Annotated in this window: 27 protein-coding genes; 9 read left to right on the top strand and 18 right to left on the bottom strand. The window is 63.7% G+C overall.

Annotation, left to right across the window (positions count from 1 at the left end; genetic code table 11):
• Nucleotides 1-7: 7 nt before the first annotated feature.
• The 7 genes from PCS43_RS10820 to PCS43_RS10790 form a co-directional block, all read right to left on the bottom strand.
• Nucleotides 8-655 carry a maleylpyruvate isomerase family mycothiol-dependent enzyme gene (locus PCS43_RS10820; RefSeq protein WP_073512808.1) on the bottom strand — a complete coding sequence of 216 codons (648 nt, stop codon included), beginning with the start codon at nucleotides 653-655 and terminating at the stop codon, nucleotides 8-10.
• The gene (locus tag PCS43_RS10815; RefSeq protein ID WP_209911562.1) at nucleotides 600-1349 is read right to left on the bottom strand and encodes a sirohydrochlorin chelatase; all 750 of its coding nucleotides are present in this window, start codon (nucleotides 1347-1349) and stop codon (nucleotides 600-602) included. Before PCS43_RS10815 ends, PCS43_RS10820 begins: the two co-directional genes overlap by 56 nt.
• The gene (locus PCS43_RS10810; RefSeq protein WP_073512809.1) at nucleotides 1336-2496 is read right to left on the bottom strand and encodes a uroporphyrinogen-III synthase; all 1161 of its coding nucleotides are present in this window, start codon (nucleotides 2494-2496) and stop codon (nucleotides 1336-1338) included. Before PCS43_RS10810 ends, PCS43_RS10815 begins: the two co-directional genes overlap by 14 nt.
• Nucleotides 2493-2906 carry a nitrite reductase small subunit NirD gene (nirD, locus tag PCS43_RS10805; protein WP_042922175.1) on the bottom strand — a complete coding sequence of 138 codons (414 nt, stop codon included), beginning with the start codon at nucleotides 2904-2906 and terminating at the stop codon, nucleotides 2493-2495. The genes PCS43_RS10810 and nirD overlap by 4 nt, the downstream gene beginning before the upstream one ends.
• Nucleotides 2907-2996: 90 nt before the next feature.
• Entirely contained in the window at nucleotides 2997-5498 is a 2502-nt protein-coding gene (gene nirB, locus PCS43_RS10800) for a nitrite reductase large subunit NirB (RefSeq protein WP_073512810.1), read from the bottom strand.
• A 49-nt stretch (nucleotides 5499-5547) separates the two neighbouring features.
• Nucleotides 5548-6948, bottom strand: coding sequence for an MFS transporter (locus PCS43_RS10795; RefSeq protein WP_085989607.1), 1401 nt, complete (start codon nucleotides 6946-6948; stop codon nucleotides 5548-5550).
• A gap of 113 nt (nucleotides 6949-7061) precedes the next feature.
• Nucleotides 7062-8324 carry an MFS transporter gene (locus PCS43_RS10790; protein ID WP_063316627.1) on the bottom strand — a complete coding sequence of 421 codons (1263 nt, stop codon included), beginning with the start codon at nucleotides 8322-8324 and terminating at the stop codon, nucleotides 7062-7064.
• 93 nt (nucleotides 8325-8417) lie between these two features.
• Between PCS43_RS10790 and PCS43_RS10785 the strand changes: the two genes are divergently transcribed.
• The gene (locus PCS43_RS10785; RefSeq protein WP_003942319.1) at nucleotides 8418-9098 is read left to right on the top strand and encodes a FadR/GntR family transcriptional regulator; all 681 of its coding nucleotides are present in this window, start codon (nucleotides 8418-8420) and stop codon (nucleotides 9096-9098) included.
• On the opposite strand, the gene PCS43_RS10780 is transcribed toward PCS43_RS10785, so the two are convergent.
• Genes PCS43_RS10780 through PCS43_RS10770 form a run of 3 tightly spaced genes read right to left on the bottom strand, consistent with a single transcriptional unit; the run spans nucleotide 9095 to nucleotide 12276 of the window.
• Complete coding sequence (locus tag PCS43_RS10780; RefSeq protein ID WP_007731227.1) at nucleotides 9095-9949, bottom strand: TIGR02569 family protein; 855 nt, start codon at nucleotides 9947-9949, stop codon at nucleotides 9095-9097. The genes PCS43_RS10785 and PCS43_RS10780 overlap by 4 nt on opposite strands.
• A gap of 45 nt (nucleotides 9950-9994) precedes the next feature.
• Nucleotides 9995-11182, bottom strand: a complete 1188-nt coding sequence (moeZ, locus tag PCS43_RS10775; protein WP_003942292.1) for an adenylyltransferase/sulfurtransferase MoeZ — start codon at nucleotides 11180-11182, stop codon at nucleotides 9995-9997.
• A gap of 47 nt (nucleotides 11183-11229) precedes the next feature.
• Nucleotides 11230-12276 (bottom strand): DUF3152 domain-containing protein, encoded by a 1047-nt coding sequence (locus PCS43_RS10770; RefSeq protein WP_007731223.1) that lies wholly within the window; start codon nucleotides 12274-12276, stop codon nucleotides 11230-11232.
• Nucleotides 12277-12604: 328 nt separating this feature from the next.
• Here PCS43_RS10770 and PCS43_RS10765 point away from each other — a divergent pair, with 328 nt between their 5' ends.
• The gene (locus PCS43_RS10765) at nucleotides 12605-13276 is read left to right on the top strand and encodes a TetR/AcrR family transcriptional regulator (RefSeq protein WP_003942309.1); all 672 of its coding nucleotides are present in this window, start codon (nucleotides 12605-12607) and stop codon (nucleotides 13274-13276) included.
• Nucleotides 13277-13345: 69 nt separating this feature from the next.
• Here the strand turns inward: PCS43_RS10765 and PCS43_RS10760 are convergent, their stop codons facing one another.
• On the bottom strand, nucleotides 13346-13576 hold the full coding sequence (locus tag PCS43_RS10760; RefSeq protein WP_003942312.1) for a DUF3107 domain-containing protein: 231 nt from the start codon (nucleotides 13574-13576) through the stop codon (nucleotides 13346-13348).
• Nucleotides 13577-13683: 107 nt separating this feature from the next.
• A complete protein-coding gene (locus PCS43_RS10755) occupies nucleotides 13684-14379 on the bottom strand; it encodes a ferritin-like fold-containing protein (RefSeq protein ID WP_029255047.1) in 696 nt (231 codons plus the stop codon).
• A gap of 377 nt (nucleotides 14380-14756) precedes the next feature.
• Between PCS43_RS10755 and PCS43_RS10750 the strand changes: the two genes are divergently transcribed.
• Nucleotides 14757-16361 carry a DEAD/DEAH box helicase gene (locus PCS43_RS10750; RefSeq protein ID WP_030534998.1) on the top strand — a complete coding sequence of 535 codons (1605 nt, stop codon included), beginning with the start codon at nucleotides 14757-14759 and terminating at the stop codon, nucleotides 16359-16361.
• Between the two features lie 9 nt (nucleotides 16362-16370).
• The gene (locus PCS43_RS10745) at nucleotides 16371-17573 is read left to right on the top strand and encodes an Rv3212 family protein (RefSeq protein ID WP_030534999.1); all 1203 of its coding nucleotides are present in this window, start codon (nucleotides 16371-16373) and stop codon (nucleotides 17571-17573) included.
• Nucleotides 17574-17586: 13 nt separating this feature from the next.
• On the opposite strand, the gene PCS43_RS10740 is transcribed toward PCS43_RS10745, so the two are convergent.
• The gene (locus tag PCS43_RS10740; RefSeq protein ID WP_030535000.1) at nucleotides 17587-18384 is read right to left on the bottom strand and encodes a ParA family protein; all 798 of its coding nucleotides are present in this window, start codon (nucleotides 18382-18384) and stop codon (nucleotides 17587-17589) included.
• A 71-nt stretch (nucleotides 18385-18455) separates the two neighbouring features.
• Here PCS43_RS10740 and PCS43_RS10735 point away from each other — a divergent pair, with 71 nt between their 5' ends.
• Both PCS43_RS10735 and PCS43_RS10730 read left to right on the top strand, forming a co-directional pair.
• Nucleotides 18456-19079 carry an acid phosphatase gene (locus PCS43_RS10735; RefSeq protein ID WP_080552758.1) on the top strand — a complete coding sequence of 208 codons (624 nt, stop codon included), beginning with the start codon at nucleotides 18456-18458 and terminating at the stop codon, nucleotides 19077-19079.
• Between the two features lie 17 nt (nucleotides 19080-19096).
• On the top strand, nucleotides 19097-19576 hold the full coding sequence (locus tag PCS43_RS10730) for a GNAT family N-acetyltransferase (protein ID WP_003940724.1): 480 nt from the start codon (nucleotides 19097-19099) through the stop codon (nucleotides 19574-19576).
• Nucleotides 19577-19602: 26 nt separating this feature from the next.
• On the opposite strand, the gene PCS43_RS10725 is transcribed toward PCS43_RS10730, so the two are convergent.
• Entirely contained in the window at nucleotides 19603-20073 is a 471-nt protein-coding gene (locus PCS43_RS10725) for a hypothetical protein (protein WP_007731217.1), read from the bottom strand.
• Nucleotides 20074-20114: 41 nt separating this feature from the next.
• On the opposite strand from PCS43_RS10725, the gene PCS43_RS10720 reads away from it, so the two are divergent.
• Entirely contained in the window at nucleotides 20115-21071 is a 957-nt protein-coding gene (locus tag PCS43_RS10720; RefSeq protein WP_064074944.1) for a diacylglycerol/lipid kinase family protein, read from the top strand.
• Between the two features lie 255 nt (nucleotides 21072-21326).
• Nucleotides 21327-21581, top strand: coding sequence for a WhiB family transcriptional regulator (locus tag PCS43_RS10715; protein WP_003940950.1), 255 nt, complete (start codon nucleotides 21327-21329; stop codon nucleotides 21579-21581).
• A 119-nt stretch (nucleotides 21582-21700) separates the two neighbouring features.
• On the opposite strand, the gene PCS43_RS10710 is transcribed toward PCS43_RS10715, so the two are convergent.
• The gene (locus PCS43_RS10710; RefSeq protein WP_003940890.1) at nucleotides 21701-23203 is read right to left on the bottom strand and encodes a sensor histidine kinase; all 1503 of its coding nucleotides are present in this window, start codon (nucleotides 23201-23203) and stop codon (nucleotides 21701-21703) included.
• A gap of 8 nt (nucleotides 23204-23211) precedes the next feature.
• Nucleotides 23212-23427, bottom strand: a complete 216-nt coding sequence (locus PCS43_RS10705; RefSeq protein ID WP_007731208.1) for a biotin/lipoyl-binding carrier protein — start codon at nucleotides 23425-23427, stop codon at nucleotides 23212-23214.
• A 136-nt stretch (nucleotides 23428-23563) separates the two neighbouring features.
• Here PCS43_RS10705 and PCS43_RS33440 point away from each other — a divergent pair, with 136 nt between their 5' ends.
• Complete coding sequence (locus PCS43_RS33440; RefSeq protein WP_022597109.1) at nucleotides 23564-23638, top strand: 50S ribosomal protein bL37; 75 nt, start codon at nucleotides 23564-23566, stop codon at nucleotides 23636-23638.
• A 102-nt stretch (nucleotides 23639-23740) separates the two neighbouring features.
• On the opposite strand, the gene rsrA is transcribed toward PCS43_RS33440, so the two are convergent.
• Nucleotides 23741-24022: a mycothiol system anti-sigma-R factor gene (gene rsrA / locus PCS43_RS10700; protein WP_003940722.1), complete on the bottom strand. Its 282-nt coding sequence runs from the start codon at nucleotides 24020-24022 to the stop codon at nucleotides 23741-23743.
• A complete protein-coding gene (locus PCS43_RS10695; RefSeq protein ID WP_042922166.1) occupies nucleotides 24019-24717 on the bottom strand; it encodes a sigma-70 family RNA polymerase sigma factor in 699 nt (232 codons plus the stop codon). Before PCS43_RS10695 ends, rsrA begins: the two co-directional genes overlap by 4 nt.
• Between the last annotated feature and the right edge of the window lie 12 nt (nucleotides 24718-24729).

Genomic DNA, 24729 nt, shown 5'->3' with positions numbered 1-24729 from the left:
CTGCATCTCAGAACGGCCAGGCAGGGAGAGTCGGCAGCCCCACCCTCGTCGGCCTCCCAACCAACCAGGCCAAGGTCTCCGCGTCGGACAGCGACGGCACTCGTACACCCGGGAACGCCGTCTCGAGTGCGCCCAACTGACTGGCGAGAGTGAATTCCACGAACTCGGCAGGCCAGTCGTGGCAGGTGTAACCGATGTCGAGGTCCATCAGGTGAATCTCGATCTCGTTCCAGCGCAGGATCGGTAGATCGAATGCCGTCACAGGTTTGCGCCACGGCACCGGTGTGTCCAGTCGATCTGTCGGGATCTCGCACAACGCGTCGACCAGCCTCGTTCCCGAGAAGCGGTAGTCGAGGGCCAACAATTCAGCCGGGCGATCTGCGCCCTCTTCGATTGCAGCATTGCGCGCATCCGGCCCCCCTGGATACATCTCCCCCGATTCGCCGCCCTGCACGCCGGCAACAAATCTGCCCAGCGCGTCGGCGTTGCGCGACATGTGCGTCACGACGTGTCCCCGACTCCACCCGGGGAGCCCGGAGGGCTCCCGCGCCTGCTCTTCGGTCAGTGCACCGATGAGAGCCTGTGCCTTGACGTCGGATTCACGAACTGCTGCGACCAGGTCGGCATACGTCGGCGTTACGGAGTGAGACGTCATGCAGCGATACTAGTTCCCTTCGCGCACTCTCATACCGATTCACGACAAGGTCCACCACTCCCGGATCGACGCCGAGCGGTTCGGTCACACCATCGGCTCCTGCAGCGTGCAACCTTTCGTGGAACAGCCCGTGCGCGAGGAGGTACGAGGCGACAAAAACTCGCTTCGCGCCGCGAACGCGTGCTGCTGCAACAACATCGGCTACCTTCGGCTCCCCGGTCGCGATGTACCCGATGTCGACACGAGTCCCCGCCGCTTCGGCAAGCATCAGCGCAGCACGCTCGACGTCTCGCAGCGCCCACGCATCGGACGACCCGGCGGCAGCAAGCACTGTCGCGTCACCCGGATTCCACCCCGCTTCGGTCAAGCGCCGAAGCAACACGCGTGCAAGCGCCGGATCGGGTCCGAGTGCGGGCGTCACACTCACAGCCGAGTGCTCACTGATCGCCACTTCGCGTCGAACATCGGTGTGAACGTGGTAGCCGGACGCCAGGAACGCCGGTACGAGAATCGCTCGCCCCGGAGTGTCCCGGAGGACTTCCGAAGGTGACGGACCGAGCACATCGACAAAGGCAACGCGCGTGCGTCCGACGCGCGTGCCGACGGCGTCGGCCAGTGCGGCAACCATTTCCACGCCACGTGCACTACGCGTGCCATGAGCTACCAGGACGAGGACATCGTCATCGCGTTGCATAGTCACCTGGATTCTGTACGTAGTCGCCGGGGTCGAGGGCAAGTCGATAGCCCCGCTTGACCACCGTCTGAACGGCTTTGGGCGCGCCGAGGCACGCGCGCAATCGGGCGACGGCGGTCTCGACGGCATGGGTGTCGCCGCCGCCGCCGGGAAGAGAAGCCAGCAGTTCGTCGCGGGAGACGACTCGACCGGGGCTGGCACCGAGAGTGCGGATCAACGACATCGCAGCCGGCGGCAATTGCTTCACTTCACCGTCCACGACTACGCAACCGCCGCGAATGCTGATTTCGTGTTCGCCGGCTTGAATCTTGTTGGCTCGCTGCGGGAGTTCGTCGACGATGTGTCTCGCGAGCGCGCCCAGACGTGCCCGCGCCGGGGCTGTGGTCGGTACATTCAAGGCTTCGAGCGGCGCCGAGGTGACCGGGCCGACGCACATGGCCGCCACCGGACCCCGCATCGCGTCGAGAATGTCGGCGAGATCCCCGGTCTTGTCGGCGCGCATCAACATCGAGGCTACGGCCGGTGCACTGGTGAAGCTGACGGCGTCGATTCCGGCTGACGCTATGGCGTCGATCATCCGGTCGAGCAGCGTCGGATCCTCCGGCGGTTCCCATCGATAGACGGGCACCGCGATGACCTCGGCGCCGGCCTCGCGCAACACCTGACAGAAGTCGGGAATCGGCTCCCACTCGGTGGTCGCACCATGCAGTTGTACAGCGATCCGCTTTCCCGAGACACCTTCTGCCAGAAGATGTTCGAGCACCTCGGCGGAAGACTCGGATGCCGGTGACCATTCCTCACGAAGGTCGGCCGCGCGGATTGCTCCCTTGGCCTTCGGTCCTCGCGCGAGCAGACGAGCCGAGCCCAACGCGGATCCGAGATTTTCGGCTTCGCCCCACCCGTCGGCTGCTTCCAGCCAACCCCGGAATCCGATCCCGGTGGTGGCGACAACCACCTCGGGAGGATCCGAGATGATCTGCTGTGTCACCCTTTCGAGCTCACGGTCGTCGGCCAACGGAATGATTCGAATCGCCGGAGCGTGAACGACATCCGCTCCCCGACGAGTCAGCAAGGTCGCGAACTCCTCGGCGCGGCGCGAAGCAGTGATACCTACCGTGAATCCAGCCAACGGCATGTCGTCACTCACGAGACTGCATCGGAGACAGTCGAGCGAACGCCCTGCATCTGCAGGCTGTGTACCTGAACGACTCCAGCCCACACGCGAACGCCGTACACCGGCAGCGCAACCGACGAGTCGTCCAGCGCCCGGCCGTCGACCAGCGAGAACGCCTGCTTGAGCAGTGGCGAGACCACGATCGGTTCACCGTCCCGGTCGCCGACGAGTCCGCGAGACATCACCGCGGCGCGGCCGTACGGATCGAAGTTGCTGACAGCCCGGAGTGTGCCGTCCTCGAGTAGGAACAGTGCCACCTGCTCGCCGCCGCGAAGAAGCACGGCAACTCCGCGCCCAGGGATCAGATGGCTCAGCGGGCAGGCCGACGTCCATTCGAGTCGATCCGAATCCAGCTTGGCGATCTGCGCATCGATGACACTCATCGAAGTCCTCCTGTCGATCCGGCGACAACGTCGCGCGGGTTCTTGTCTACGTTTCTACGGATCCCGTGTTTCCCACGGGTTACGCGACTATTACCGGCGCGTGGGGATGCTCGGCATGCCCATCAGGACCGGAACCTTGCGCACTCCGGTCTCGTCGAACACAACCGTCGGGTCGGCTTCTTCCGGTGCGTTGACGAACGAGACGAACCTCGACAATTTCTCCGGATCACCCAGCACACCGGCCCATTCGTCCTGGTAACCCTCGACGTGCTTGGCCATCAGTGCCTCGAGTTCTTCGCCGATACCCAGGCTGTCTTCACAAATCACGGCCTTGAGGTGATCGAGTCCGCCTTCGAGTGATTCGACCCACGGCGCCGTGCGCTGGAGGCGATCGGCAGTACGGATGTAGAACATGAGGTAGCGGTCGATGTACTTGACCAAGGTCGCGTCGTCGAGGCCTCCGGCAAGCAACTGAGCGTGTTTGGGCGACTGTCCGCCGTTACCGCCCACATACAGATTCCAACCGTTCTCCGTCGCGATGACGCCGACGTCCTTGCCTCGCGCTTCGGCACATTCACGGGCGCAACCCGAGACGCCGAACTTGATCTTGTGCGGCGAACGCAGACCGCGGTAGCGATTCTCGAGGTCGACGGCCATACCCACCGAATCCTGGACACCGTAGCGGCACCAACTCGAACCGACGCAACTCTTGACCGTCCGGAGGGACTTGCCGTACGCCTGACCCGATTCCATCCCGGCGTCGACGAGGCGCTTCCAGATCGCGGGCAACTGTTCGACGCGGGCACCGAACAAGTCGATGCGCTGACCGCCGGTCACCTTCGTGTACAAGCCGAAGTCTCGCGCCACTTCTCCGATGACGATGAGTTGCTCACCCGTGACCTCGCCGCCCGGCATCCGAGGTACCACGGAGTACGTACCGTTCTTCTGGATGTTTGCGAGGAAGTGATCGTTGGTGTCCTGCAACGACGCCTGCTGGCGGTGCAGGATGTGATCGGAGTCCGTCGAGGCCAGAATCGAAGCGACTACGGGCTTGCAGATGTCGCAACCGGCGCCCTTGCCGTACTTGGCGATCAGCGCCGAGAAGGTTCTGGTCTGCGTCGACTGGACGATCTGGAACAACTCGGCCCGCGACTGCGCGAAATGTTCGCACAGTGCCTTCGACATCACGACGCCGGAATCGGCCAGCAGCTGCTTCACGGTGGGAAGGCAACCGCCACAAGTGGTTCCGGCGCTGGTGCACGCCTTCACCGAAGCGATGTCGCATGCGCCGGCTGCGATTGCACCGCAGATGGCTCCCTTCGTCACGGCGTTGCACGAGCACACCTCGGCGTCGTCGGGCAGCGAGCCTGCACCCGGCTTCTCCCCCGCAGGCGAGATCAATGTCGCCGGGTCACCGGGTAGTTCGCGACCGACCAGCGGGCGCAGCGACGCGTAGGCCGATGCGTCACCGACAAGAATGCCGCCGAGCAGGATCTTCGCGTCGTCGGAGACCACGAGCTTTGCGTACGTCCCCTTGGACGCGTCGCTGAGGACGACTTCGAGGGCGCCCGGTGAGGTCGCCATCGCGTCACCGAAACTGGCGACGTCGACGCCCATGAGCTTGAGCTTGGTGGACATGTCCGCGCCCGGGAAATCCGCGGCGCCGCCGAGCAGACGATCGGCCACGATCTCGGCCGTCGTGTAACCGGGAGCGACCAGACCGTAGCAACGGCCTTCCACCGCAGCACATTCGCCGACTGCGTAGACGTTCTCGTCCGAAGTCACGCAGCCGAGGTCGGTCAGGATGCCACCGCGCTCCCCCACTGCGATCCCGGCGTCGCGGGCCAGCTGATCACGCGGACGTACTCCGGCGGAGAAGACGAGCAGCGCGGCGTCGATGGTGGAGCCGTCGGAGAGTTCGACCACGATTCCGTTGTCGGCCTGCGAAATTCCCGCCGTCCCGACACCGGTGTGGACAGTGAGCCCGAGTTCGGTGACGAGGCGAGCGAGCAGTGCGCCGCCACCCTCGTCGACCTGCATCGGCATCAATCGCGCATTGTGCTCGACGACGTGTGCCGTCATCCCCATGAGCGAGAGAGCATTTGCGGCCTCGAGTCCGAGAAGACCGCCGCCCACCACGACGCCGACAGCGCCAGGGCCAGCCTTCTCGGCGGCGGCCCGGATACCGTCGAGGTCGTCGAGGGTGCGGTAGACAAAACATCCGTCGCCGTCGTGCCCCGGCACGGGAGGCACGAACGGATACGAACCGGTCGCCATCACCAGAGCGTCGTAGGAGATCGTCTCGCCGGTTGTCGTCGTGACCGTGCGTGCATCTTTGTCGATCGAGAGCGCGCCGTCCCCCACTCGGAGATCGACCAGGCCGTCACCGTCGTAATCGTTGCCGGCCAGAGCCAATTCCTTGGGGTCCCACGCTCCGACGTACGAGGACAGCCCGACTCGGTCGTACGCTGCGTACTGCTCGTCGCAGAGTACGGTCACCGACCAGTTGTTCGCTTCGTCGCGCGAACGCAGTGCCTCGACGAATCGGTGTCCGACCATTCCGTGTCCGATGACAACAACCGACTTGCTCATGACGCCTACTTCCTGAGGTACGAGATAGTTCTGAGATTCTGCGGACCGCTCACGCCGTGACTGCGACCTTCGCCTCGTCGACGTCTGTGGTCAGCGTCGACGGCTTGCGCAGGAAGACGAACCAGGTGACTGCGATGCAGGCGATGTAGAAGGCCAGGAACACCCAGAAGGCCATGGTCGCCGACTTCGCGGGGCTGCTGTACGACGCGCGCAGCACCAGGTTGATGCCGACGCCGCCCAAACCGCCTACCGCACCGGCAAATCCGATGAGAGCGCCGGAGATACTGCGCGACCACGTCGCCTTCTCGCTTCGATCCATGTGGTCGAAGCTCTGAGCCTTCGCCTCGAAGATCGCCGGGATCATCTTGTAAACGGATCCGTTTCCGATGCCGGAGAGCAGGAACAGAGCGATGAATCCGAGAACGAATGTCACCATGATCCCGGCGCTGGCGACGCCGGCGGTGTTGTCGTCCATCGTTCCGGCCGTCACGAGTATCGATGCCGCGAATGCCATGGCGACAAACGTCCACATGGTGATCTTGCCGCCGCCGATGCGGTCGGCCAGTTTGCCACCGAGCGGCCGGGCGATCGAACCGAGGAGTGGTCCGATGAAGGCGATCTGTGCTGCATGCAGCGCCGCCGCGGCCGGAGTGGCACCGCCGGCGAGGAAGTTGATCTGCAGAACCTGACCGAAGGCGAAGCTGAATCCGATGAAGGAACCGAACGTACCGATGTACAGGAAGCTGATCACCCACGACTCGGAGAACTTGAGTGCCTTGGCCATCGAGCGCAGGTCCGACTTCTGGTTGCCCAGGTTGTCCATGAACAGCGCGGCACCGACGGCGGCGGCCGCAATGAACACGAGATAGACGGCGCAGACGATCCACGGAGCGCGGTTACCAACGGTGGCGATCACCAGCAGACCGATCAGCTGAATCATCGGCACACCGATGTTGCCGCCGCCGGCATTGAGACCGAGCGCCCACCCCTTGAGGCGTTGCGGGTAGAAGGCATTGATGTTGGTCATCGACGACGCGAAGTTGCCGCCGCCGATACCTGCAGTGGCCGCTACCAACATGAACGTGGTGTACGACGCACCCGGGTTCATCATCAGGTAGAGCGTGAGAAGTGTTGGCACGAAGAGGAACAGCGCACTCATGACGGTCCAGTTACGACCGCCGAACCGTGCGGTGGCAACCGTGTAGGGAATACGGAGGACCGACCCGACAAGTGTGGGCACTGCGACGAGGAAGAACTTTCCGGCCGCGTCGATGCCGTAGATATCCGTCGGCATGAACAACACCATCACGGACCAGATCGACCAGATCGAGAAGCCGACGTGTTCGGCTACCACTGACCAGATCAGGTTCCGCTTCGCGATGTCCTTGCCGCCGGATTCCCAGGCGTCGACGTCCTCTGCATCCCAATGCTCGATGTAATGACTCACCAGGGCCTCCTGAATATGTTGGAGACCCAAAGGTAGAAAACGGTTATTGCGCCGGTGCTGCGTGCGATGACCGCGAAGTCAATTGATCCTCACCCGGTAACAAGACCGGGTGTGAGCTAGTTTTTCGCAGGTGCGTGCCAGGAATCCTCGAGCATCCGAGGCTTGCATGCCTGGTAGGCGCCCAGGAGCACCACGATCACAGCGACGACGAGCAGGCCGAACGGCGCAGCGTATCCACCGGACACGTCGTGGAAAACGCCGAACAGGAGCGGACCGAGGCAGGCAACGGAGTAGCCGATGCCCTGGGTGAAGCCGGACAGTGCCGAGGAACCGATGTGCGAACGAGTACGCAGGTTGATCAGTGTGAGCGACATCGGGAACGTGCTCGGACCGAGGCCCAGGACGACAACCCACACGACCGGCGCCGCCATCGGGGCAAAGTACAGCCCGCCCATGCCGACCAGGTAGCAGACGGCACACGCGATCACGACAGGGAAGGGATTGGCCATGCGGGCGCACAGCGTCGGTGCACCGAAAGCTGCGACGAGCCCGATCACCGAGAACATTCCGACCATCGTTCCGCCGAAGGCGTCACTGGCTCCGGCGTCACGAAGGATCGAGGGAATCCACGTGAACATCGAATACGTGATCAGTGAGGTCATGCCGAACATGCCGGCCATCCCCCAGGCCACGGGAGAACGCCAGACCTGACCGCGTGGCTGTTCTGCCACTGCCGCAACCGAATCCGATGCATTCTCGACGGACCCGGCTTCGTTCGCGCGAGCCTTGCGCGAGCGAGCGAGGGTGATCAACCACGGCACTGCTGCGGCGAAGCCGAAGGCGGACCACCAGCCGATCGAGAACCGCCACCCGAAGGCGTCGGCAACCGGGACTGCGACGAACGCCGGAACGATGGTGCCGATCTGCACGGCCACGATGTAGACCGAACTCATGGTGGCGAGGCGATCCGAGAAGTACCGCTTGACCAACGGCGGGATCACGACATTGCCGATTCCCATGCCTGCCAGTGCCAGAGCCGAGAGGGCCAGCAACGACCATGTCTGAGACATCATGGCGCGCAACAGCATTCCGACGCCGGCCATGAGCATCGCAACGAGGGCCGTCCGCTCGAGCCCGATACGTTTCGCGATGGCGGGAGTGACGAGACCGAAGATGGCGAACATTGCGGTCGGAACCATGCCGAAGACACCGACGATCGAGGCGGAGAAGCCGATCTCGTCGCGAATCTCGGCCGCCAAGGGCGAGAACGAGGTCACCGCAAGTCGAAGTACTAGCGCAGACATCGCAATCGCAGCGAAGACGAGCACACGGCCTTGTACCAACGAGCGGGTTTCGGTTCTCTCCAGTTGAGCAGTCACCGGGAAATCATAGGATGACCGGACGAACTCGCACAAGCGCGGTAATCTAACGTCACATTCACACCACTTACCCGGACCCGAGGAAACAACCACGTGCAACCCGTTCGACGCGCAAGTCTCATCTCGCAGGTCACCGAACAACTCCGCAACGAGATCCGGAGCGGAACCTGGCCGATCGGTTCCAAAATCCCCACCGAACCGGAACTGTCGGAGTTGACCGGCACCGGTCGCAATACCGTGCGCGAGGCGGTCCAGGCGCTCGTTCACGCCGGAATGCTGGAACGTCGTCAAGGATCTGGCACCTACGTCGTTGCCGTCTCCGACCTCGGTGGCACTCTGGGCAACTACTTTGCCGGCGCCCACCAGCGGGATGTACTCGAACTACGGCGCGCACTCGACATCACCGCGGCCACCCTGGCCGCCGCACGGCGAACCGAAGACGACATCGCCGAACTGACGCGGCTACTCGAGCTTCGCACCGCGTCATGGGAGGGTCAGGACGTCGACGCCGCCACCACCGCGGACGTCGCCCTGCACCGAGCAATCGTCGCGGCCAGCCACAACGAGGTCTACCTGGAGTTCTACGACTCCCTGCTCCCGGTCATCGAGACCACGATCCAACAACACATCGACGCGACCGGCGAGGGATTCCACTCGCAGCACGCGAACCTCGTCAACGCTGTCGTCGACGGGAACACCGTGGCCGCCTCGAACGCCGCACGCGAGTTGTTCGAGGGCCTGGTCTCGGACTTCGGTACCGGCGCCCCGATCTAGAGCAGCAAGCGCACGATGTCGGAGGTACGGGCCAACCCCGGGAACGCGTCCGCCGTCGAGCGAGGATGCAGAACATGAACTGCCAAGCGGAACATCACCGCACGTAGAAGCATCTGCGGCCACTCGGGGAGATCTTCCCACCGGCCGACCAGTGCCTCGTCGGCACCGCCCCACGAGATCGCGTCGACCACAGCGACGGCGGCGGCCCACGCAGCCGGCCGCCAATACGGCGTGATGTCGGTGATTCCGGGCGCCATACTGCCCGAGAACAGCACTGTCCCGAACAGATCGCCGTGCACGAGCTGGTCCGGGCTCTGCACCGGCTTACGCAAAGTAGCGAGCCCGGCGATCAGTTCCAGACTTTTGCGACCGTCAGGAGTGGGCGTCTCGAGTTGCTCGACGCCCTTCGCGATCCTCAGCGGAACCGTTTCCCATGCCGCGCGATCAGCGGCGACGAATACGTCGACCTCGGCCCACGGCGGCACGGGCGGTTGCGCAAGGAAGCGCGGGCGCTCGAGCGAGGCCGTCGCCGCATGCAGTCGGCAGGACATCGAGACCACTTCGTCGTGACGTGGTTCCGGCGATCCGACGATGAAGGTGTCGGCACGCCAGCCCGAGACGACGTAACGACCGTCGGTCGAACGCACCGGTCGAGCCAGCCGAACGCCGTCGACTTCGAGGTTCTCTCGCACCTTCGCCGACCACGCTGCGCGGGCATGATCCGCGACTGCTGAAAGGACAACGTCTCCACACAGCCACCCGCCGTCCCAATCCGCACCGAGTGGGATGGGATCGACTTCACGGAGGCCGAAGGTGGAGCACACGTGCTGGGGAGGTTGGCCTGTGCTCACACCCCAACGCTACCGGTGCGCGGCGCCGCCTCCCGCGAGGCGCGCCTAGTAGACCGGCAGACTCGCATCCACCTGGTTCGCCCAGGCGATCGCGCCGCCTTGAACGTGGACCGCGTCGGAGAAACCGGCGTTCTTGAGAAATGCGAGTGCCTCGGCGGAACGAATGCCGGTTTTGCAGTACAGCACTATCTGCTTGTTCTGCGGCAACGTCGCCAGAGCTTCACCGGACAGGATGCGGTCCTTCGGGATCAGCACGGCCCCCGGCAGATGCATGATGTCCCATTCAACCGGTTCTCGTACGTCGACCAGCTCGATCGACCGTCCCTCGCCGATCATGGCCTCCAGTTCGGGCGCCGTGATCGTCGAACCGACAGCAGCGGCACTCGCCTCTTCGGACACGACACCGCAGAACGCGTCGTAGTCGATCAAGGCGGTGACCGGCACGCGGGTCGGATCACGCTGAAGGCGGATCGTCCGGAACGTCATCGCAAGTGCGTCGTAGATCATCAGGCGTCCGAGAAGCGGTTCGCCGATCCCCGTGATGAGCTTGACCGCCTCGGTCGCCATGATCGAACCGACGGTCGCGGGCAGGACTCCGAGCACACCACCCTCGGCGCACGAGGGGACCATGCCTGGCGGCGGCGCCTCCGGGTAAAGATCGCGATAGTTCAGTCCCGCGCCGTCCGGGGCGTCTTCCCAGAAGACCGAGACCTGCCCTTCGAAGCGGTAGATCGAGCCCCACACGTACGGCTTTCCCGCGATGACGGCAGCATCGTTGACGAGGTACCGCGTCGCGAAGTTGTCCGTACCGTCCAGGATCAGGTCGTACTCGGAGAACAGTTCGACCGCGTTGGAGTTGTCGAGGCGGAACTCGTGCAACCGGACGTCGACGTGCTCGTTGATTTCGAGAATCGACTCCTTCGCGCTGAGCGCCTTCGGGCGTCCGACGTCGGAGCGTCCGTGAATCACCTGACGCTGCAGGTTCGACATGTCGACCTCGTCGAACTCGACGATCCCGATGGTGCCCACTCCTGCGGCCGCGAGATAGAGCAGTGCCGGTGAACCCAATCCACCGGCGCCGATGAACAGGACTCGTGCATTCTTGAGCCGCTTCTGACCGGTCATGCCTACGTTCGGGATGATCAGGTGCCGGCTGTATCGGGCAACTTCCTCCCGGCTCAACTCGGCTGCCGGCTCCACCAGTGGTGGCAATACGACGGGTGTTGCAGACACCGCGAAACACTCCTAGTTCAAGACGAGATCAGGGATTCTCGATCCGGTCACGCTCGGGGGTACGGCCACGGATTGAAGCGGCACGTGAGTCCGTTCATCGGAACGACGCCCTCGGGATCAAGCCTAGCGATGTCGTTGTTCGCGGTTCCGAAGGTCTGCTGCATCATGATCGGTGCGAGTCCGCCTTCGGTCTCGCACGGCTGATGAGCGGCGTATCCGATGGCATGGCCGACCTCGTGATTGATCTGATACTGCCGATACGAGCCGATGTCGCCCTGGAACGAAATGGCGCCTCGCACCCATCGCGGTTCGTTGAGCAGGACTCGGTCCATGCTCGGGTTGTAGCAGGATCCTTCGAGTTCGATTTCGTATCCACAGCCTTCGCGGATCGTCATCTGTGAGGTCAAGGAGATCCGGAAGTCCGGCTCGCCGGCGTCGACGCGCCGGAACGCGACCTTGGGATCGTTGGTCCAACTCTTCGGATTGGCCAGTGTCTGGTCGACCATGCGTCCGTACGATTCGTCTCCGCCGAAGCCGGTCGTGTCGACGCCGTCCTCGATCTCGACCGTGTACGTGAACTCGCGTTCGGTTCCCTGTCCGACCTTGCCCGTCGTACCTGGTACGACGTGCCACGTTCCACCCCCCGCGACGGTGAACGGACCACCGTCGGGAAGGGCACCGGACGGTATCGACGAAGCAAAAGTTCCGTCTCCGGCCGGTGGGGCACCGATGACATCGGTTCCGTCGGTGCTGTGCGCGAGGTCGGCGGTGGCCGACGTCTTGCTCGCGGAGTCTGTGGCGTCCGGCCGTACCGCATCGACGATCACAAGAATGGTGAGCACCACGAGAACCGGAATCGCGTAGGCCCGCCAACCGTAGGTCGAGACGAAGCGCCCGAGCTTGCTCTGCTTTCGCGCTGCCCGGTCCGGTCGCGGATTACGCGGGGTTCGGCCCACTTCTCGTTTGGTCGGATCCCATTGGGCGCGCAAAGGCTGATGGGAGGAAATGCCGCGATAGTCGCGTTCGCCGTAGGCACGATCATCCGGCACCTCCGGCCGACGTTCGTCGCGAGGCGCTCCAGTTCCGCTACGCATTCGACGTTCCTCACGTTCAGGGTTCTGCGTAGTTCGTCCACGCATGCGCGGTCCCCCTGGGTCAGTCACGTCGTCCAGAATCTCACACACGGCAAGTCGCTCGCCCGGGCTGACCGAAACTTGCTGGTCCTGGCGTGTCATGGCAGCCCGTCCTGTAACGAGAAAGACCGCTGGTCTCGCTCACCGAGGCACGCGCGACTCGCCCGGGCGACACACGGTATCGTTCATTCGGCTACGACCGGTGTGACGGAGGATACTGGCGGGTACGCACACGCGACTCGCGGATCCGCGCGCCGACCGAATTACTTTTGCTCAGATTGGAAGCGACATGACAGAACTCGCGGATCGGACTGACTCCGATCGCGGTACAACGGCTGGCAAGCCTGCCGGAACACGTCGCAGCACCCGCCTCCCCCGCGATGCGCGCCGCCTCCAGCTCCTCGCAGCTGCAAGTGAGGTATTCGTTGCGAACGGGTACCACTCGGCCGGCATGGACGAGATCGCCGAATGTGCCGGTGTCAGCAAGCCAGTTCTGTACCAACATTTCCCAGGCAAACTCGAACTGTACGTCGCTGTCCTGCAGAGTTACGTCGACAGCCTCATCTCGGGTGTACGCCAGGCCCTGCGATCGACGACGGACAACAAACAGCGTGTCCGCGCCGCGGTCCAGGCGTTCTTCGACTTCGTCGACAACGACTCCCAGGGCTTCCGCCTGGTGTTCGAGTCCGACATCATGGGCGAACCTCAGGTCCAGACACGCGTCGAACAAGCCACCGAAGCCTGCGTCGACGCCGTGTTCGACCTGGTGAGTCAGGATTCCGGACTCGATCCGTACCGCGCGCGCATCCTTGCGGTCGGTCTTGTCGGTGCCAGCCAGTTCACTGCGCGGTACTGGCTCGAGGCCGCGCGGCCGATCCCGAAGGAAGAAGCCGTGGAAATCACCGTGACCCTCGCGTGGGGCGGTCTCTCACACGTGCCGCTGCAAGCCGAAACGAAGTAACCGGAACCCGAACGAGAATGGGCGGGCAGTCTCACGACTGCCCGCCCATTCTGCTGTTACAGCTACGCGTCAGACGGTAGGCGCGAATCCGACCTTGCGGATATCGGACGGACCGATCTCCACGTACGCCACACGAGAAGCCTGCACCAGGAACTTGCGGCCCTTGTCGTCGACGAGAGCCAGAACCGGCTCGCGGCCACCGAGGACAGCCGCGACCAGTGTCTCGACCTCGTCAGGGGTCTGTTCGCTGTTGACGATGAGCTCACGCGGGCTGTCGATTACACCGATCTTGACCTCCACGGTCAACCTCCGAACTGTTCGTGAATTACATCCGTTGTCGACGCAAGGCTAATGCAGCAACGACCGCCCACGCTCCTCTGCACGCTGTGCCCAGAGCGAACAGGCACCTAGACGAGTCCGAGAATCGCCATCCGCTCGGCATGCTTTGCCTGCATGCCGTCGAACAACGCGACAACTCCGTTGAGGTCGCCGGAGGCGGAGATCACCAGATCGGTGAGATCTTCACGCTGCGCCAGCACGAACTGTGCCTGCGTGATTGCTTCGCCCAGAAGACGGCGTCCCCACAGCATCAACCGGTCCTTTGCGCGAGTACTGGCCTCCACTGCTGCCTTCACCTCGAGCACCACGAACTCCGAGTGGCCCGTCTGGGACAGCACGTCCTCGACGATTTCCGCGACATCCGCCGGGAGGGAGTGCCCGATCTCGCGATAGAAGTCGGCAGCGATTCCGTCGCCGACGTACGCCTTCACGAGCGATTCCAGCCACGTCGACGGTGTCGTCGACGCGTGGTAGTTGTCGAGAGCTCGAACGAACGGGTCCATGACGGCGAAGATCTCGTGGCCACGTTCCGTCAACGCCGTTTCCAGAGTCTCGAAGTGGTCCATCTCGGCGGCGGCCATGCTGGCGAACGCCACCTTGCCTCGCAGGTCCGGTGCCATTTGTGCGTCCTCCGCCAAGCGGTAGAACGCCGAAATCTCGCCATACGCGAGAACGGCAAACAAATCGATCACGCCAGGGTGATCGGAAGCGACTCGGCCTCCGGTTCCAGCGTCCGTCGAAGCATCAAGATCGTGTGCGCCCATGACTACGAACTGTAGTGCTTCGACGGCCGACGCGACCGGCAAGGACCGCATGTCCGATTCGGTGATCTTCGACATGTCATCGCGAGGGACGGACAACGTGCAGCTACAATGGTCTTGGGAGTTCGCCAGTTCCCCCGGGCCATTTGGTTAGCCGGGACGGCTGTATTCACACGAACCCCACCGATAATGTGCGCGCACCTGCATCGACGGTTGTCGCCCGCTTCGCCGAGATCTCCGGACGGTTCGAATTCGTCCGAGTGGAATTCAGTGCTGAGGCGTAGGCATGACCGAAGAAAAAGAGGGCATCGACATCGGCCGACTTACGGCCTGGCCCCTTACCTTGTGCGTGCGTACCGCCACGAGGAAAGGCTAGTCCCCTGAGCAAGATCACTGTCGACCACGAAGACGAAGCAACCGAGAACACCGTTTCCGTCCAGCTCGACGACACCCATGTACCCCCGAGCTTCGCCGAACTCGGTGTCCGCGACGAAATCGTCCGCGCACTGAACGAGATCGGCATCGAGCGCACCTTCGCCATCCAGGAACTCACCCTTCCGTTGGCTCTCGCCGGTGACGACCTCATCGGTCAGGCCCGCACCGGAATGGGCAAGACCTTCGGTTTCGGCGTCCCGCTCCTGCATCGCATCGTCACCGCCGAGAACGGCACAGCTGTTCTCGACGGCACGCCCCGCGCTCTGATCATCGTTCCCACCCGCGAGCTGTGCATCCAGGTCGCCCGCGACCTCGAGAACGCCAGCAAGTACCTCCGGGTCGGCGACCGCGGTCTCCAGGTTCTGCCCATCTACGGCGGCCGTCCGTACGAGGCGCAGATCTCGGCACTCCAGAAGGGCGTCGACGTTGTCGTCGGCACCCCGGGTCGCCTGCTCGACCTCGCCAACCAGTCGCACCTGATCCTGGGCAAGGTGGGCGTTCTCGTCCTCGACGAGGCCGACGAAATGCTCGACCTGGGATTCCTCCCCGACATCGAACGCCTCATGGGCATGGTCCCCGACAAGCGTCAGACGATGCTCTTCTCCGCGACGATGCCCGGCCCGATCATCACCCTGGCTCGCACCTTCCTGACGCAGCCGACGCACATCCGCGCCGAAGAGGCCGAATCCTCCGCGGTGCACGATCGCACCAGCCAGCACATCTACCGTGCACACGCGCTCGACAAGGCCGAGATGGTCGCCCGCGTCCTGCAGGCCGAAGGCCGCGGCGCGACGATGATCTTCACCCGCACCAAGCGCACAGCCCAGAAGGTGGCCGACGATCTCGCGGAACGCGGCTTCTCCGTCGGTGCCGTCCACGGTGACCTCGGCCAGATCGCCCGTGAAAAGGCGCTGAAGGGCTTCCGTAACGGCAAGGTCGACGTTCTGGTCGCCACCGACGTCGCTGCCCGCGGTATCGACATCGACGACGTCACCCACGTCATCAACTACCAGTGCCCCGAGGACGAGAAGACCTACGTCCACCGCATCGGTCGTACCGGCCGCGCCGGACGCACCGGCATCGCCGTCACGCTGGTCGACTGGGACGACATCCCTCGCTGGCAGCTCATCGACAAGGCACTGAGCCTCGGAATCCCCGACCCGGTCGAGACCTACTCCAGCTCGCCGCACCTCTACGAAGAGTTGTCCATTCCGGCCGATGCCAAGGGCACTGTTCGCAAGGCCAAGGCCGCCCCGGAGAAGGCAGCAACGGACAAAGCAGCAACGGACAAAGCAGACGCGCCGAAGTCGACCGACTCGGACGGCAACGAAGAGAAGGCCGCTCCCCGCCGCAACCGGACCCGTCGCCGCACCCGCGCCGGCGCTTCGACCGACGCCGCGACGTCCACCACCGCCGGCGCCACCACAGCTCCCCCTTCGGCACCCGCGGCAACCGCTGCCGAGAACTCGGACGAAGACGGAGCGGCCAAGCCGCGTCGCCGTCGGCGTCGTCGCCCCGCGGCTTCCGCGACAGCAGGCGCCGCAGAGTAAGCTGCCGATGTGCTGGCTCCCGAAAGGCGTACTCGCTCAGATGTCATCGGTGCGCTGGCAATCGCGCTGGCCGTAATCGTGGCGGTGACCGTTGTGTGGTTGCGCAGTGATGCGCGCGGAACCACCTCGGTCACCGCCGAATCTCCACTCCCACCTCTGTCGACGTCGGTGTTGTTACCCGACATCCTGAAGCAGACGTGGGAATCTCCCAGTGCCGACTCGACGGCACCGATCACCGTCGGAAATGCCGTCGTCACCGCCGACGGCTCCGAGGTGATCGGCCGCGATCCGGCAACGGGCGAAGAAGTATGGCGATACGCGCGCAACATTCCGCTGTGCGGCGCGATCGGTTCGTGGGATCGCGTCGTCAGCGTCTATCAGGACGATCGCGGTTGCTCTCAGGTCACGTCGCTGGTCGCCGACACCGGCGCCCGAAAGGACCAGCGCAACAGCGACGCCGATTCTGCGGTCAGCCTTTCAGCGGACGGCACCTACCTGATTTCGCGCGGCAGTGAGCGAATGGAGCTGTGGCGCTCGGACCTCGTCCGAACCCTCGAGTACGGCCGGGTCGACGCGAAGGTCAACCCCAACAAGCAACCCCGCACCGGATGCACGCTGCTCGACGCTGCGTCGAGCGCCAACCGAGTCTCGGTACTCGAGCGCTGCCCCGGTGAAGCCTCCAACAGGTTGACGGTGATGAATCCCGCACCCAAGGACGCCCAGGAACCCGAAGAGTACGGATCCGCGATTCTCCTCGACTCCGAGGGCGCCCGCCTGCTTGCCGTGGCCGGCGAAAAGACGGCCGTCTACCTCCCTGCCGCCAACGGAACCGTTTCTCGCATCACCATTTTCGACGGATCCGGCAATCCGATCGTCGACTATCCGATCGAGGGAACGGTGACCGAAGGCGCCCGCACCCACGCCGACAAGGCTTCGATCACGTGGTGGACCGGCTCGCAGACCGTCAACCTGCGCCTGAGCGATCTGGCTCCGACGTGGATCGTCAACGGAACGTCCGGACCCGGAAGCATGGTTGCCGGTCAGATGCTCATCCCCGTTCCGGGCGGCATTGCAGCCGTCAGTCCGTCGGACGGAGCGGTGCAGCGCATGATCGCAGTCGACCGCGGTGAGACGGCGACACCGATCGTGCTCGCCAGTGCGGGCGAGACGATTCTGGAACAGCGCGGCGATACCTTGTTCGCGCTGCGCTAGAAGCTCACCTTCCTCAGATCGCCAGCTCCGGCGCGAAAGTCACGACTTCGTTTCCAGCCCAATGCTTTACGAGATTGTCCGCGAGTTCACGATAGGCATCCGCACCCTTGTTCTTTCGTCCGGCGAGGACCGTCGCGCCCGACGCGGACGCCTCGGCGAACTTGACGGTGCGTGGGATCGGAGGCGCCAGAACGGCCAGGGAGTAGCGGTCGCTGACGTCGGCGAGCACGTCGCGACTGTGCGTGGTTCGAGCGTCGTACAGAGTCGGAAGTGCGCCGAGCAGAACAAGATCCGGGTTGGTGATGGCTTGGACTTCACGAACCGTACGCAGCAGCTGTCCGACGCCGCGGTGTGCGAGGGTTTCGCATTGCAGTGGAACCAGAACCGACTGCGCCGCAGTCAATCCGTTGAGTGTGAGCACACCCAACGACGGTGGGCAGTCGATGATGATGACGTCGTAAGAGCCCAGGAGCGGAGACAGCGCCCGCTTGAGCGCGAACTCTCGACCGGGTCGCATCAGGAGCAGCGCTTCGGCGCCCGCGAGATCGATCGTGGCCGGCAGGAGATCCATACCGTCGTCCGTCTTCAGCACGGCGTCGACCGCGTCGAGATCACCCGCCAGGACCTCGTTGACCGAACGCTCGAGGCGATCCGGGTTGTGTCCGAGCGAGAACGTCAGGCAGCCCTGCGGGTCGAGATCCACCACCAAGACTCGTTGTCCGAGCGCGGACAAAGCCGCACCGAGAGAAGCGACGGTAGTGGTTTTAGCCACGCCGCCCTTTTGATTCGCCACTGCGAGAACCGTCGTCACACGTAGATCCTTGCGCACTTCGCGCCAGGAGGCGAGCTACACACGCGAGGCAGCCTGCAATGATGGTCGACATGACCTCCCAGTCCGCCCCCTCGTCGATCCCCCTCGGTGCTCGCGTCGTACTCATGCGCCACGGTGAAACCGAGTGGGCACGCACCGGGAAACACACGGGCCGGACCGAGGTTCCGCTGACTCCGCTCGGCGAGATGCAGGCAACCGCGACCGGAAATCGCTTGCGAACCCTCGACCTCCGGAACCCCATGATTCTGACGAGTCCGCGGCTGCGCGCACAGTTGACGGGTGATCTCGCCGGCCTGCCGGAAGAGCGAACCTGGGATGCACTGTCCGAATGGGACTACGGCGATTACGAAGGCCTCACGACGCCCGAGATCCGCGCAACGGTGCCCGATTGGACCGTCTGGACGCACCCGTGCCCCGGCGGCGAGCAGGCCGATCAGATCCACGCCCGGACCGACATGGTGCTGTCGATGGTGCGTTCGCAACTACCCGAACGCGACGTGATCCTGATCGGGCACGGCCACTTCTCACGCGCACTCATCGCCCGCTGGCTCGAGCTCCCGGTGACGGAAGGAAAGCGTTTCGCCTTGTCCCCCGGCGCTTACTCGGTTCTCGGTTACGAGCACGGCGCCACCCACCTCGTCCATCACAACGTGCCGCCGCTCGTCGAGGCTTGAGGCCTAAGATTCTCCCTATGATCCGACGCGCCACGCCCGCAGACGTCCAGCCGATCACCGACATGATCTACGAGTTGGCCGACTACCAGAAGGCCCTCGACGAGTGCACCGTGAAGGCGGAACAGATCGGCGAGGCGTTGTTCGGGCCGGCCGCGACGGCCTTCGCGCACGTCGCTGTGAATTCGGCCGACGACGTCGTCGGCATGGCGTTGTGGTTTCGCAATTTCTCGACGTGGGACGGCGCTCACGGCATCTACCTCGAAGACCTGTACGTCAAGCCCAGTCAGCGCGGATCAGGCCACGGGAAGGCTCTTCTAGCCGCGCTCGCCAAGGAGTGCACCGACAACGACTACACCCGGCTGTCCTGGTCGGTGCTCAACTGGAACACCCCCTCGATCAAGTTCTACGAGTCACTCGGTGCCGACGCGAAGACGGAGTGGACCACGTATCGCCTGACCGGCACCCACCTCGGAGCTCTCGCCGCCGAAGCTGAGTAGGACCGAAGCAGGGTAGGCGTTCCGTCCTACTTGTCCCGCGGCTCGTCGGTCTCGTCCGGGCGTCCTTCTTCCGGCGACACCTCGTCTGCGTACGCTCCGTACTCCGCTGCCATCCATCGAGACGTCGGAGCCGAGAACAGGCAGCCCAGAGCGCCGAGAACGACGACACCCAGAACGATGCCGAGCGGCACCTGATGCGAATCGGTCAGGAGCGACCAGGCGACCGGCAGGAGCAGCAGCTGAGCGACGACGGCGATTGCCCGGCCCCACCGGCGGCCCGTCAGCAAAGCGATACCGGCAGCCAACACCGCGCCGCCGAGGATCGCGACCCACGCGGCAAATCCGTATCCGTTGGTGACGCTCTGATCGTGGCCGGTTGCACCGCGAATCACTGCGACGATCGCGAACCCGGCGGCAACCAGCCCTTGCAGCGTCACGAGGGCACCTGCCCATGTGACTGTCTTGGGCAGGGCGTTCGGACTGGCGGTATTCGGCACGAGGCCAGCCTAGAACACGACACCGGATAGGCTCATGCCCCGTGCGCGCACTGCTGATCGTCAACCCCAATGCCACCTCCACCACCGCTGCCGGTCGTGACCTGTTGGCACACGCCCTCGAGAGTCGGGTGCGACTTACTGTGGCGCACACCACACATCGGGGTCATGCCGCCGAACTGGCGCGCGAAGCCCACGAAGACGGCTTCGGCTCGGTGATCGTCCACGGCGGCGACGGAACGGTCAACGAAGTGGTCAACGGACTGCTCGGGTCACCGCATCCCGCGTCGATGAAATCGGTTCCGGTCGGTCCGATCCCGACGATCGCTGTCGTCCCGGGAGGCTCGGCAAACGTTTTCGCGCGCTCACTCGGTATTGCCGCCGACCCGATCGACGCCACGAACCAACTCGTCGACCTCCTCTCCGAACGGACCAGGCGCCGAATCGGGCTCGCACACTGCGACAACCGTTGGTTCACGTTCAACGCCGGAATGGGCCTCGACGCCGATGTGTGCGAGGCCGTCGACGCCAGCCGTAAGAACGGTGACGCCGCCACACCCGCCCGGTATGTCCGAACCGCGATCGCGGCGTTCTTCCGTGCCAAGCGAGCCGAACCAGCGCTGACCGTCCACCTTCCCGATCAGGATCCCGTCTCCGGAGTCCACTACGCATTCGTCTCGAACTCGAGCCCGTGGACATATCTGGAAGAGCGTCCCGTCCACACCAATCCGGGAACGACCTTCGACAGTGGACTCGGCATCTTCGCCATGACGAGCACCAAAGTTCTGCCGTCCCTGCGGGTTGTGCGGCAACTACTCGCACGCGGCGCGGAGCCGAAATCGAAGGTCCTCTTACGCACCGACGACGTCCCGACAATCACCATCGAATCGTCGCGACCGATCGGACTCCAGATGGACGGCGACTACATCGGACTTCGTGAAAAGGTCGAATTCACCTCGGTCCCGGATGCACTGGAAGTGTTCGCACCGATTGCGACGTGAGTCAGGCAACACGTTTGACCTGCAAAAACTCTGGTGCCAAAAGGTCGAAATCGGGTAAAATGCCGGTGACGCCCAGGTGGCCGTCAGGTGTGTCACAAATTAGTGAGTTGGCCCACGAACCCGTTCAAACCTATTGACATACCGCGAGTTCGTGAAAGCATTCACAAGTAACAGTGCGGAAACATTGATGACGCACACACAAACTCATTGGTACCAAATGGTGTGAATACACACCCAATTAAGGAGCGAAAAAAGATGGACTGGCGCCACAACGCAATCTGTCGCGACGAGGATCCCGAACTGTTCTTCCCTGTGGGAAACAGTGGACCGGCCCTCGCTCAGATCGCTGATGCCAAGGTTGTCTGCAACCGCTGCCCCGTCACCGCCGAGTGCCTGTCGTGGGCTCTCGAGTCCGGCCAGGATGCAGGCGTCTGGGGCGGAATGAGCGAAGACGAGCGTCGCGCACTCAAGCGTCGTAACGCACGTACCCGTGCACGCACTTCCGTCTAGGTAGAACCGAGACGTTCGACTCGCGGCGGAGAACAGCCCCTCTGCACAGTCGAAGACGACAGCCCGGCACCACATGGTGCCGGGCTTTTTGTCTGCTCGAATCGCTAACGCGGCTCGAATCAGTAACGCGCAGAACGTCTACCGAGCGGCACACGCAGAACCGCGTCGGTACCGCCTCCGCTTCCCGGGTGCAGTCCGAGCGAGCCACCGAGCTCGGCTCCCAGCAGAGTCCGCACGATCTGGAGTCCGAGGCGATCGGATTTCTCGAGGTCGAAGTTCTCCGGCAGGCCGCGCCCGTTGTCGTGGATGATCACGTCCAACCAGCGTGCAGAACGCTCGGCACTGAGTGTGACCGTGCCGGTCACGCCCGGATCGAAAGCGTGCTCGATCGCGTTCTGCACCAACTCCGTCAGCACCATGACCAGCGGGGTGGCGCGCTCGGCGGAGAACACTCCGAAACTGCCCTCACGCCGAATCGTCACCGGCACACCTACTCCCGCGACATCGGAGAGCATGGGAACCAACCGGTCGATCACCTCGTCGAGATCCACCTCTTCGTCCACCGACATCGACAAGGTGTCGTGAACGAGGGCGATGGACGTCACGCGTCTCACCGACTCTGTCAACGCTTGTCGCGCTTCGTCGTTGCCGGTTCGCCTGGCCTGTAGACGCAGAAGCGCCGCGACGGTTTGCAGATTGTTCTTCACTCGATGGTGAATCTCGCGGATGGTTGCGTCCTTGCTCAGCAGAGCGCGATCACGACGCTTGACCTCGGTGACGTCGCGGACGACGACCGCAGCACCGACATGCCGGCCGCCAGGCTTGAGAACCAGGGCCCGCAGCAGAACGGTCGCCCCGCGCGCCTCGATCTCCATACGGCGACCGGGCTTGTCCGCCAACGTATCTCGGATGTATCCCGCAGCTTCCTGAGACTCGAACGGGTCGGTGACCAACGAACGGGTCAGCGCTGCGAGGTCTTGACCCACCAGATCCGAACTCAGACCCATCCGGTGATAGGCCGAGAGCGCGTTCGGGCTGGCATAGACGACTGTGCCTTCGGTATCGAGACGGATGAAGCCGTCGCCCGCACGTGGGCTCGAGTTCGTGTCGGAGCGCGATTCTCGGATCGGGAAGGTTCCGTCGCTGATCATCTGACACAGGTCTTCGGCGCAATCGAGATACGCGAGTTCGAGCGGACTCTGCGCTCGCTGGTGCGACAGGTTGGTGTCGCGGCTCAGAACAGCGATGACTCGCCCGTCCAGACGCACCGGAACGGCTTCCCGACGCGGCGGCATTCCTTCACGCCACGTCTCGTCTTCCCCGCGCACGACGCGGCCCTCCACGAGAGCGCGAAGAACCTGCGGGTGCTCGGACTCGGAAACGACCGTTCCGACCGCATCCTCCGGAAAAGCCGTCGATGCCGTTGTCGGCCGGCAATGCGCGACGCAGATGACCGTCCCCTCGGATCGGTTCTTCTCCGATTCGGTGCCCACCCACAAGAGAACGTCGGCAAAGGAGAGGTCGGCGAGCAGTTGCCACTCCCCCACGACGCGCTGGAGATGGTCGACCGCCGCACCGGGAAGGTCGGTGTGTTCGGCGAGGAGGTCGCTGAGAGTGGACATCGTCCGGCTTAGGAGATCACGGCGATCAGATCGCCTTGCTGAATCACGTCGCCGACCTTGACGCCCACCGTCGTCACCGTTCCCGGAACCTCGGCCAGGACGGGAATCTCCATCTTCATGGATTCGAGGATGACCAGGGTGTCGCCGTCCGCAACGACGTCTCCCTCGCTCACGACGACCTGGTAGACCGTCGAAACCATCTCGGCGCGCACGTCTTCTGCCATCGTGAACCTCACTTCTGTCGGAACTGCACTCTGACCACGAAAATACGTCGACGGATCACTCGATCGACCTGCCAATGGAACCACACCGGCATCGGCGTGAAACAATGACGCGAAAGAAACAGAAGGGAGACCAATCATGGGTAAGCGTGGTCGTAAGAAGCGCAGCCGTAAGGGCAACGCCGCTAACCATGGCAAGCGTCCAAACGCCTGACATGTAGCGCAACAAAACGTCCGAGGGGCGGGGAAGCATTGCTTCCCCGCCCCTCGGCGTTACTGCCTTCCGACTGCTGCCGCTCAGATCTTCGCTGACGGGCTAGCTGTCGGTTTCGGTAGTCGTTATGACGATGGTCCGACGCAACTCGACGGTGAGCCTCTGACGCAGGCTTTCCGGCGCATGGTCTCCGCCGCACTTACGGTTGATCAGGCTCTTGACCTTCTCTTCGATCCCGTAGGCCTCGAGGCACGATCCACAATCGTCGATATGACGCTGCAGGCGAGCACGACTTGAATCGTCGCATTCACCGTCGAGCATCAACCAGACGTCGGCGATGACTGCCGAGCAGTCGAGCCTTTCGAATTCGTCCTGCTCACTCATCGTGTGACACCTTCCGTCTCGGTGGCTGCGACTGTGGCTGTGTCGACCGCGCCGTCCCGATTGAATCCCCGGTCTTTTGCGACATCGGCCAAAAGACCACGCAATTGCTTGCGACCACGGTGCAGTCGCGACATCACCGTTCCGATGGGTGTGCCCATGATCTCCGCGATCTCCTTGTACGGGAATCCTTCGACATCGGCGTAGTACACGGCCATACGGAATTCCTCGGGAAGCGACTGCAGCGCCGCCTTGATGTCGTCGTCAGGCAACGCGTCGAGCGCCTCCACCTCGGCCGATCGCAGCCCCGTCGAAGTGTGCTCGGCGGTGGCGGCCAACTGCCAGTCGGTGATCTCGTCCGTCGGATACTGCGCGGGTTGGCGCTGCTTCTTGCGGTACGAGTTGATGTAGGTGTTCGTGAGAATCCGGTACAGCCAGGCTTTCAGGTTGGTACCGGCACGGAACGAACGGAAAGCGGTGTACGCCTTGACGTACGTCTCCTGCACGAGATCCTCGGCATCAGCCGGATTCCGCGTCATGCGCAGGGCAGCGCCGTACAACTGGTCGAGCAGCGGGAGCGCGTCGCGCTCGAACCGGGCAATCAACTCATCCGCAGTTTCGGGCGTTTCGGACACTGCGCCGTCGATAGGTTCAGCTACCCCTGACGGTTCGTCCTTGGGCCGGTCGTGTTCCAGCACTCTGATCCCTTC

It is taken from the genome of Rhodococcus sp. C-2, assembly GCF_027854095.1.
Classification (GTDB): Bacteria; Actinomycetota; Actinomycetes; order Mycobacteriales; family Mycobacteriaceae; genus Rhodococcus_F; species Rhodococcus_F qingshengii.
This window is presented reverse-complemented; position numbering and strand designations above follow the sequence as displayed.

Bases quoted from the DNA above. Each gene is read 5' to 3' on its own strand.
- PCS43_RS10815 (WP_209911562.1), bottom strand. From the start codon at position 1,349: ATGCAACGCGATGACGATGTCCTCGTCCTGGTAGCTCATGGCACGCGT.
- PCS43_RS10765 (WP_003942309.1), top strand. From the start codon at position 12,605: ATGACAGAACTCGCGGATCGGACTGACTCCGATCGCGGTACAACGGCT.
- nirD (WP_042922175.1), bottom strand. From the start codon at position 2,906: ATGAGTGTCATCGATGCGCAGATCGCCAAGCTGGATTCGGATCGACTC.
- PCS43_RS10755 (WP_029255047.1), bottom strand. From the start codon at position 14,379: ATGGGCGCACACGATCTTGATGCTTCGACGGACGCTGGAACCGGAGGC.
- PCS43_RS10820 (WP_073512808.1), bottom strand. From the start codon at position 655: ATGACGTCTCACTCCGTAACGCCGACGTATGCCGACCTGGTCGCAGCA.
- PCS43_RS10730 (WP_003940724.1), top strand. From the start codon at position 19,097: ATGATCCGACGCGCCACGCCCGCAGACGTCCAGCCGATCACCGACATG.
- rsrA (WP_003940722.1), bottom strand. From the start codon at position 24,022: ATGAGTGAGCAGGACGAATTCGAAAGGCTCGACTGCTCGGCAGTCATC.
- PCS43_RS10735 (WP_080552758.1), top strand. From the start codon at position 18,456: ATGACCTCCCAGTCCGCCCCCTCGTCGATCCCCCTCGGTGCTCGCGTC.
- PCS43_RS10715 (WP_003940950.1), top strand. From the start codon at position 21,327: ATGGACTGGCGCCACAACGCAATCTGTCGCGACGAGGATCCCGAACTG.
- PCS43_RS10710 (WP_003940890.1), bottom strand. From the start codon at position 23,203: ATGTCCACTCTCAGCGACCTCCTCGCCGAACACACCGACCTTCCCGGT.
- PCS43_RS10770 (WP_007731223.1), bottom strand. From the start codon at position 12,276: ATGCGTAGCGGAACTGGAGCGCCTCGCGACGAACGTCGGCCGGAGGTG.
- nirB (WP_073512810.1), bottom strand. From the start codon at position 5,498: ATGAGCAAGTCGGTTGTTGTCATCGGACACGGAATGGTCGGACACCGA.
- PCS43_RS10705 (WP_007731208.1), bottom strand. From the start codon at position 23,427: ATGGCAGAAGACGTGCGCGCCGAGATGGTTTCGACGGTCTACCAGGTC.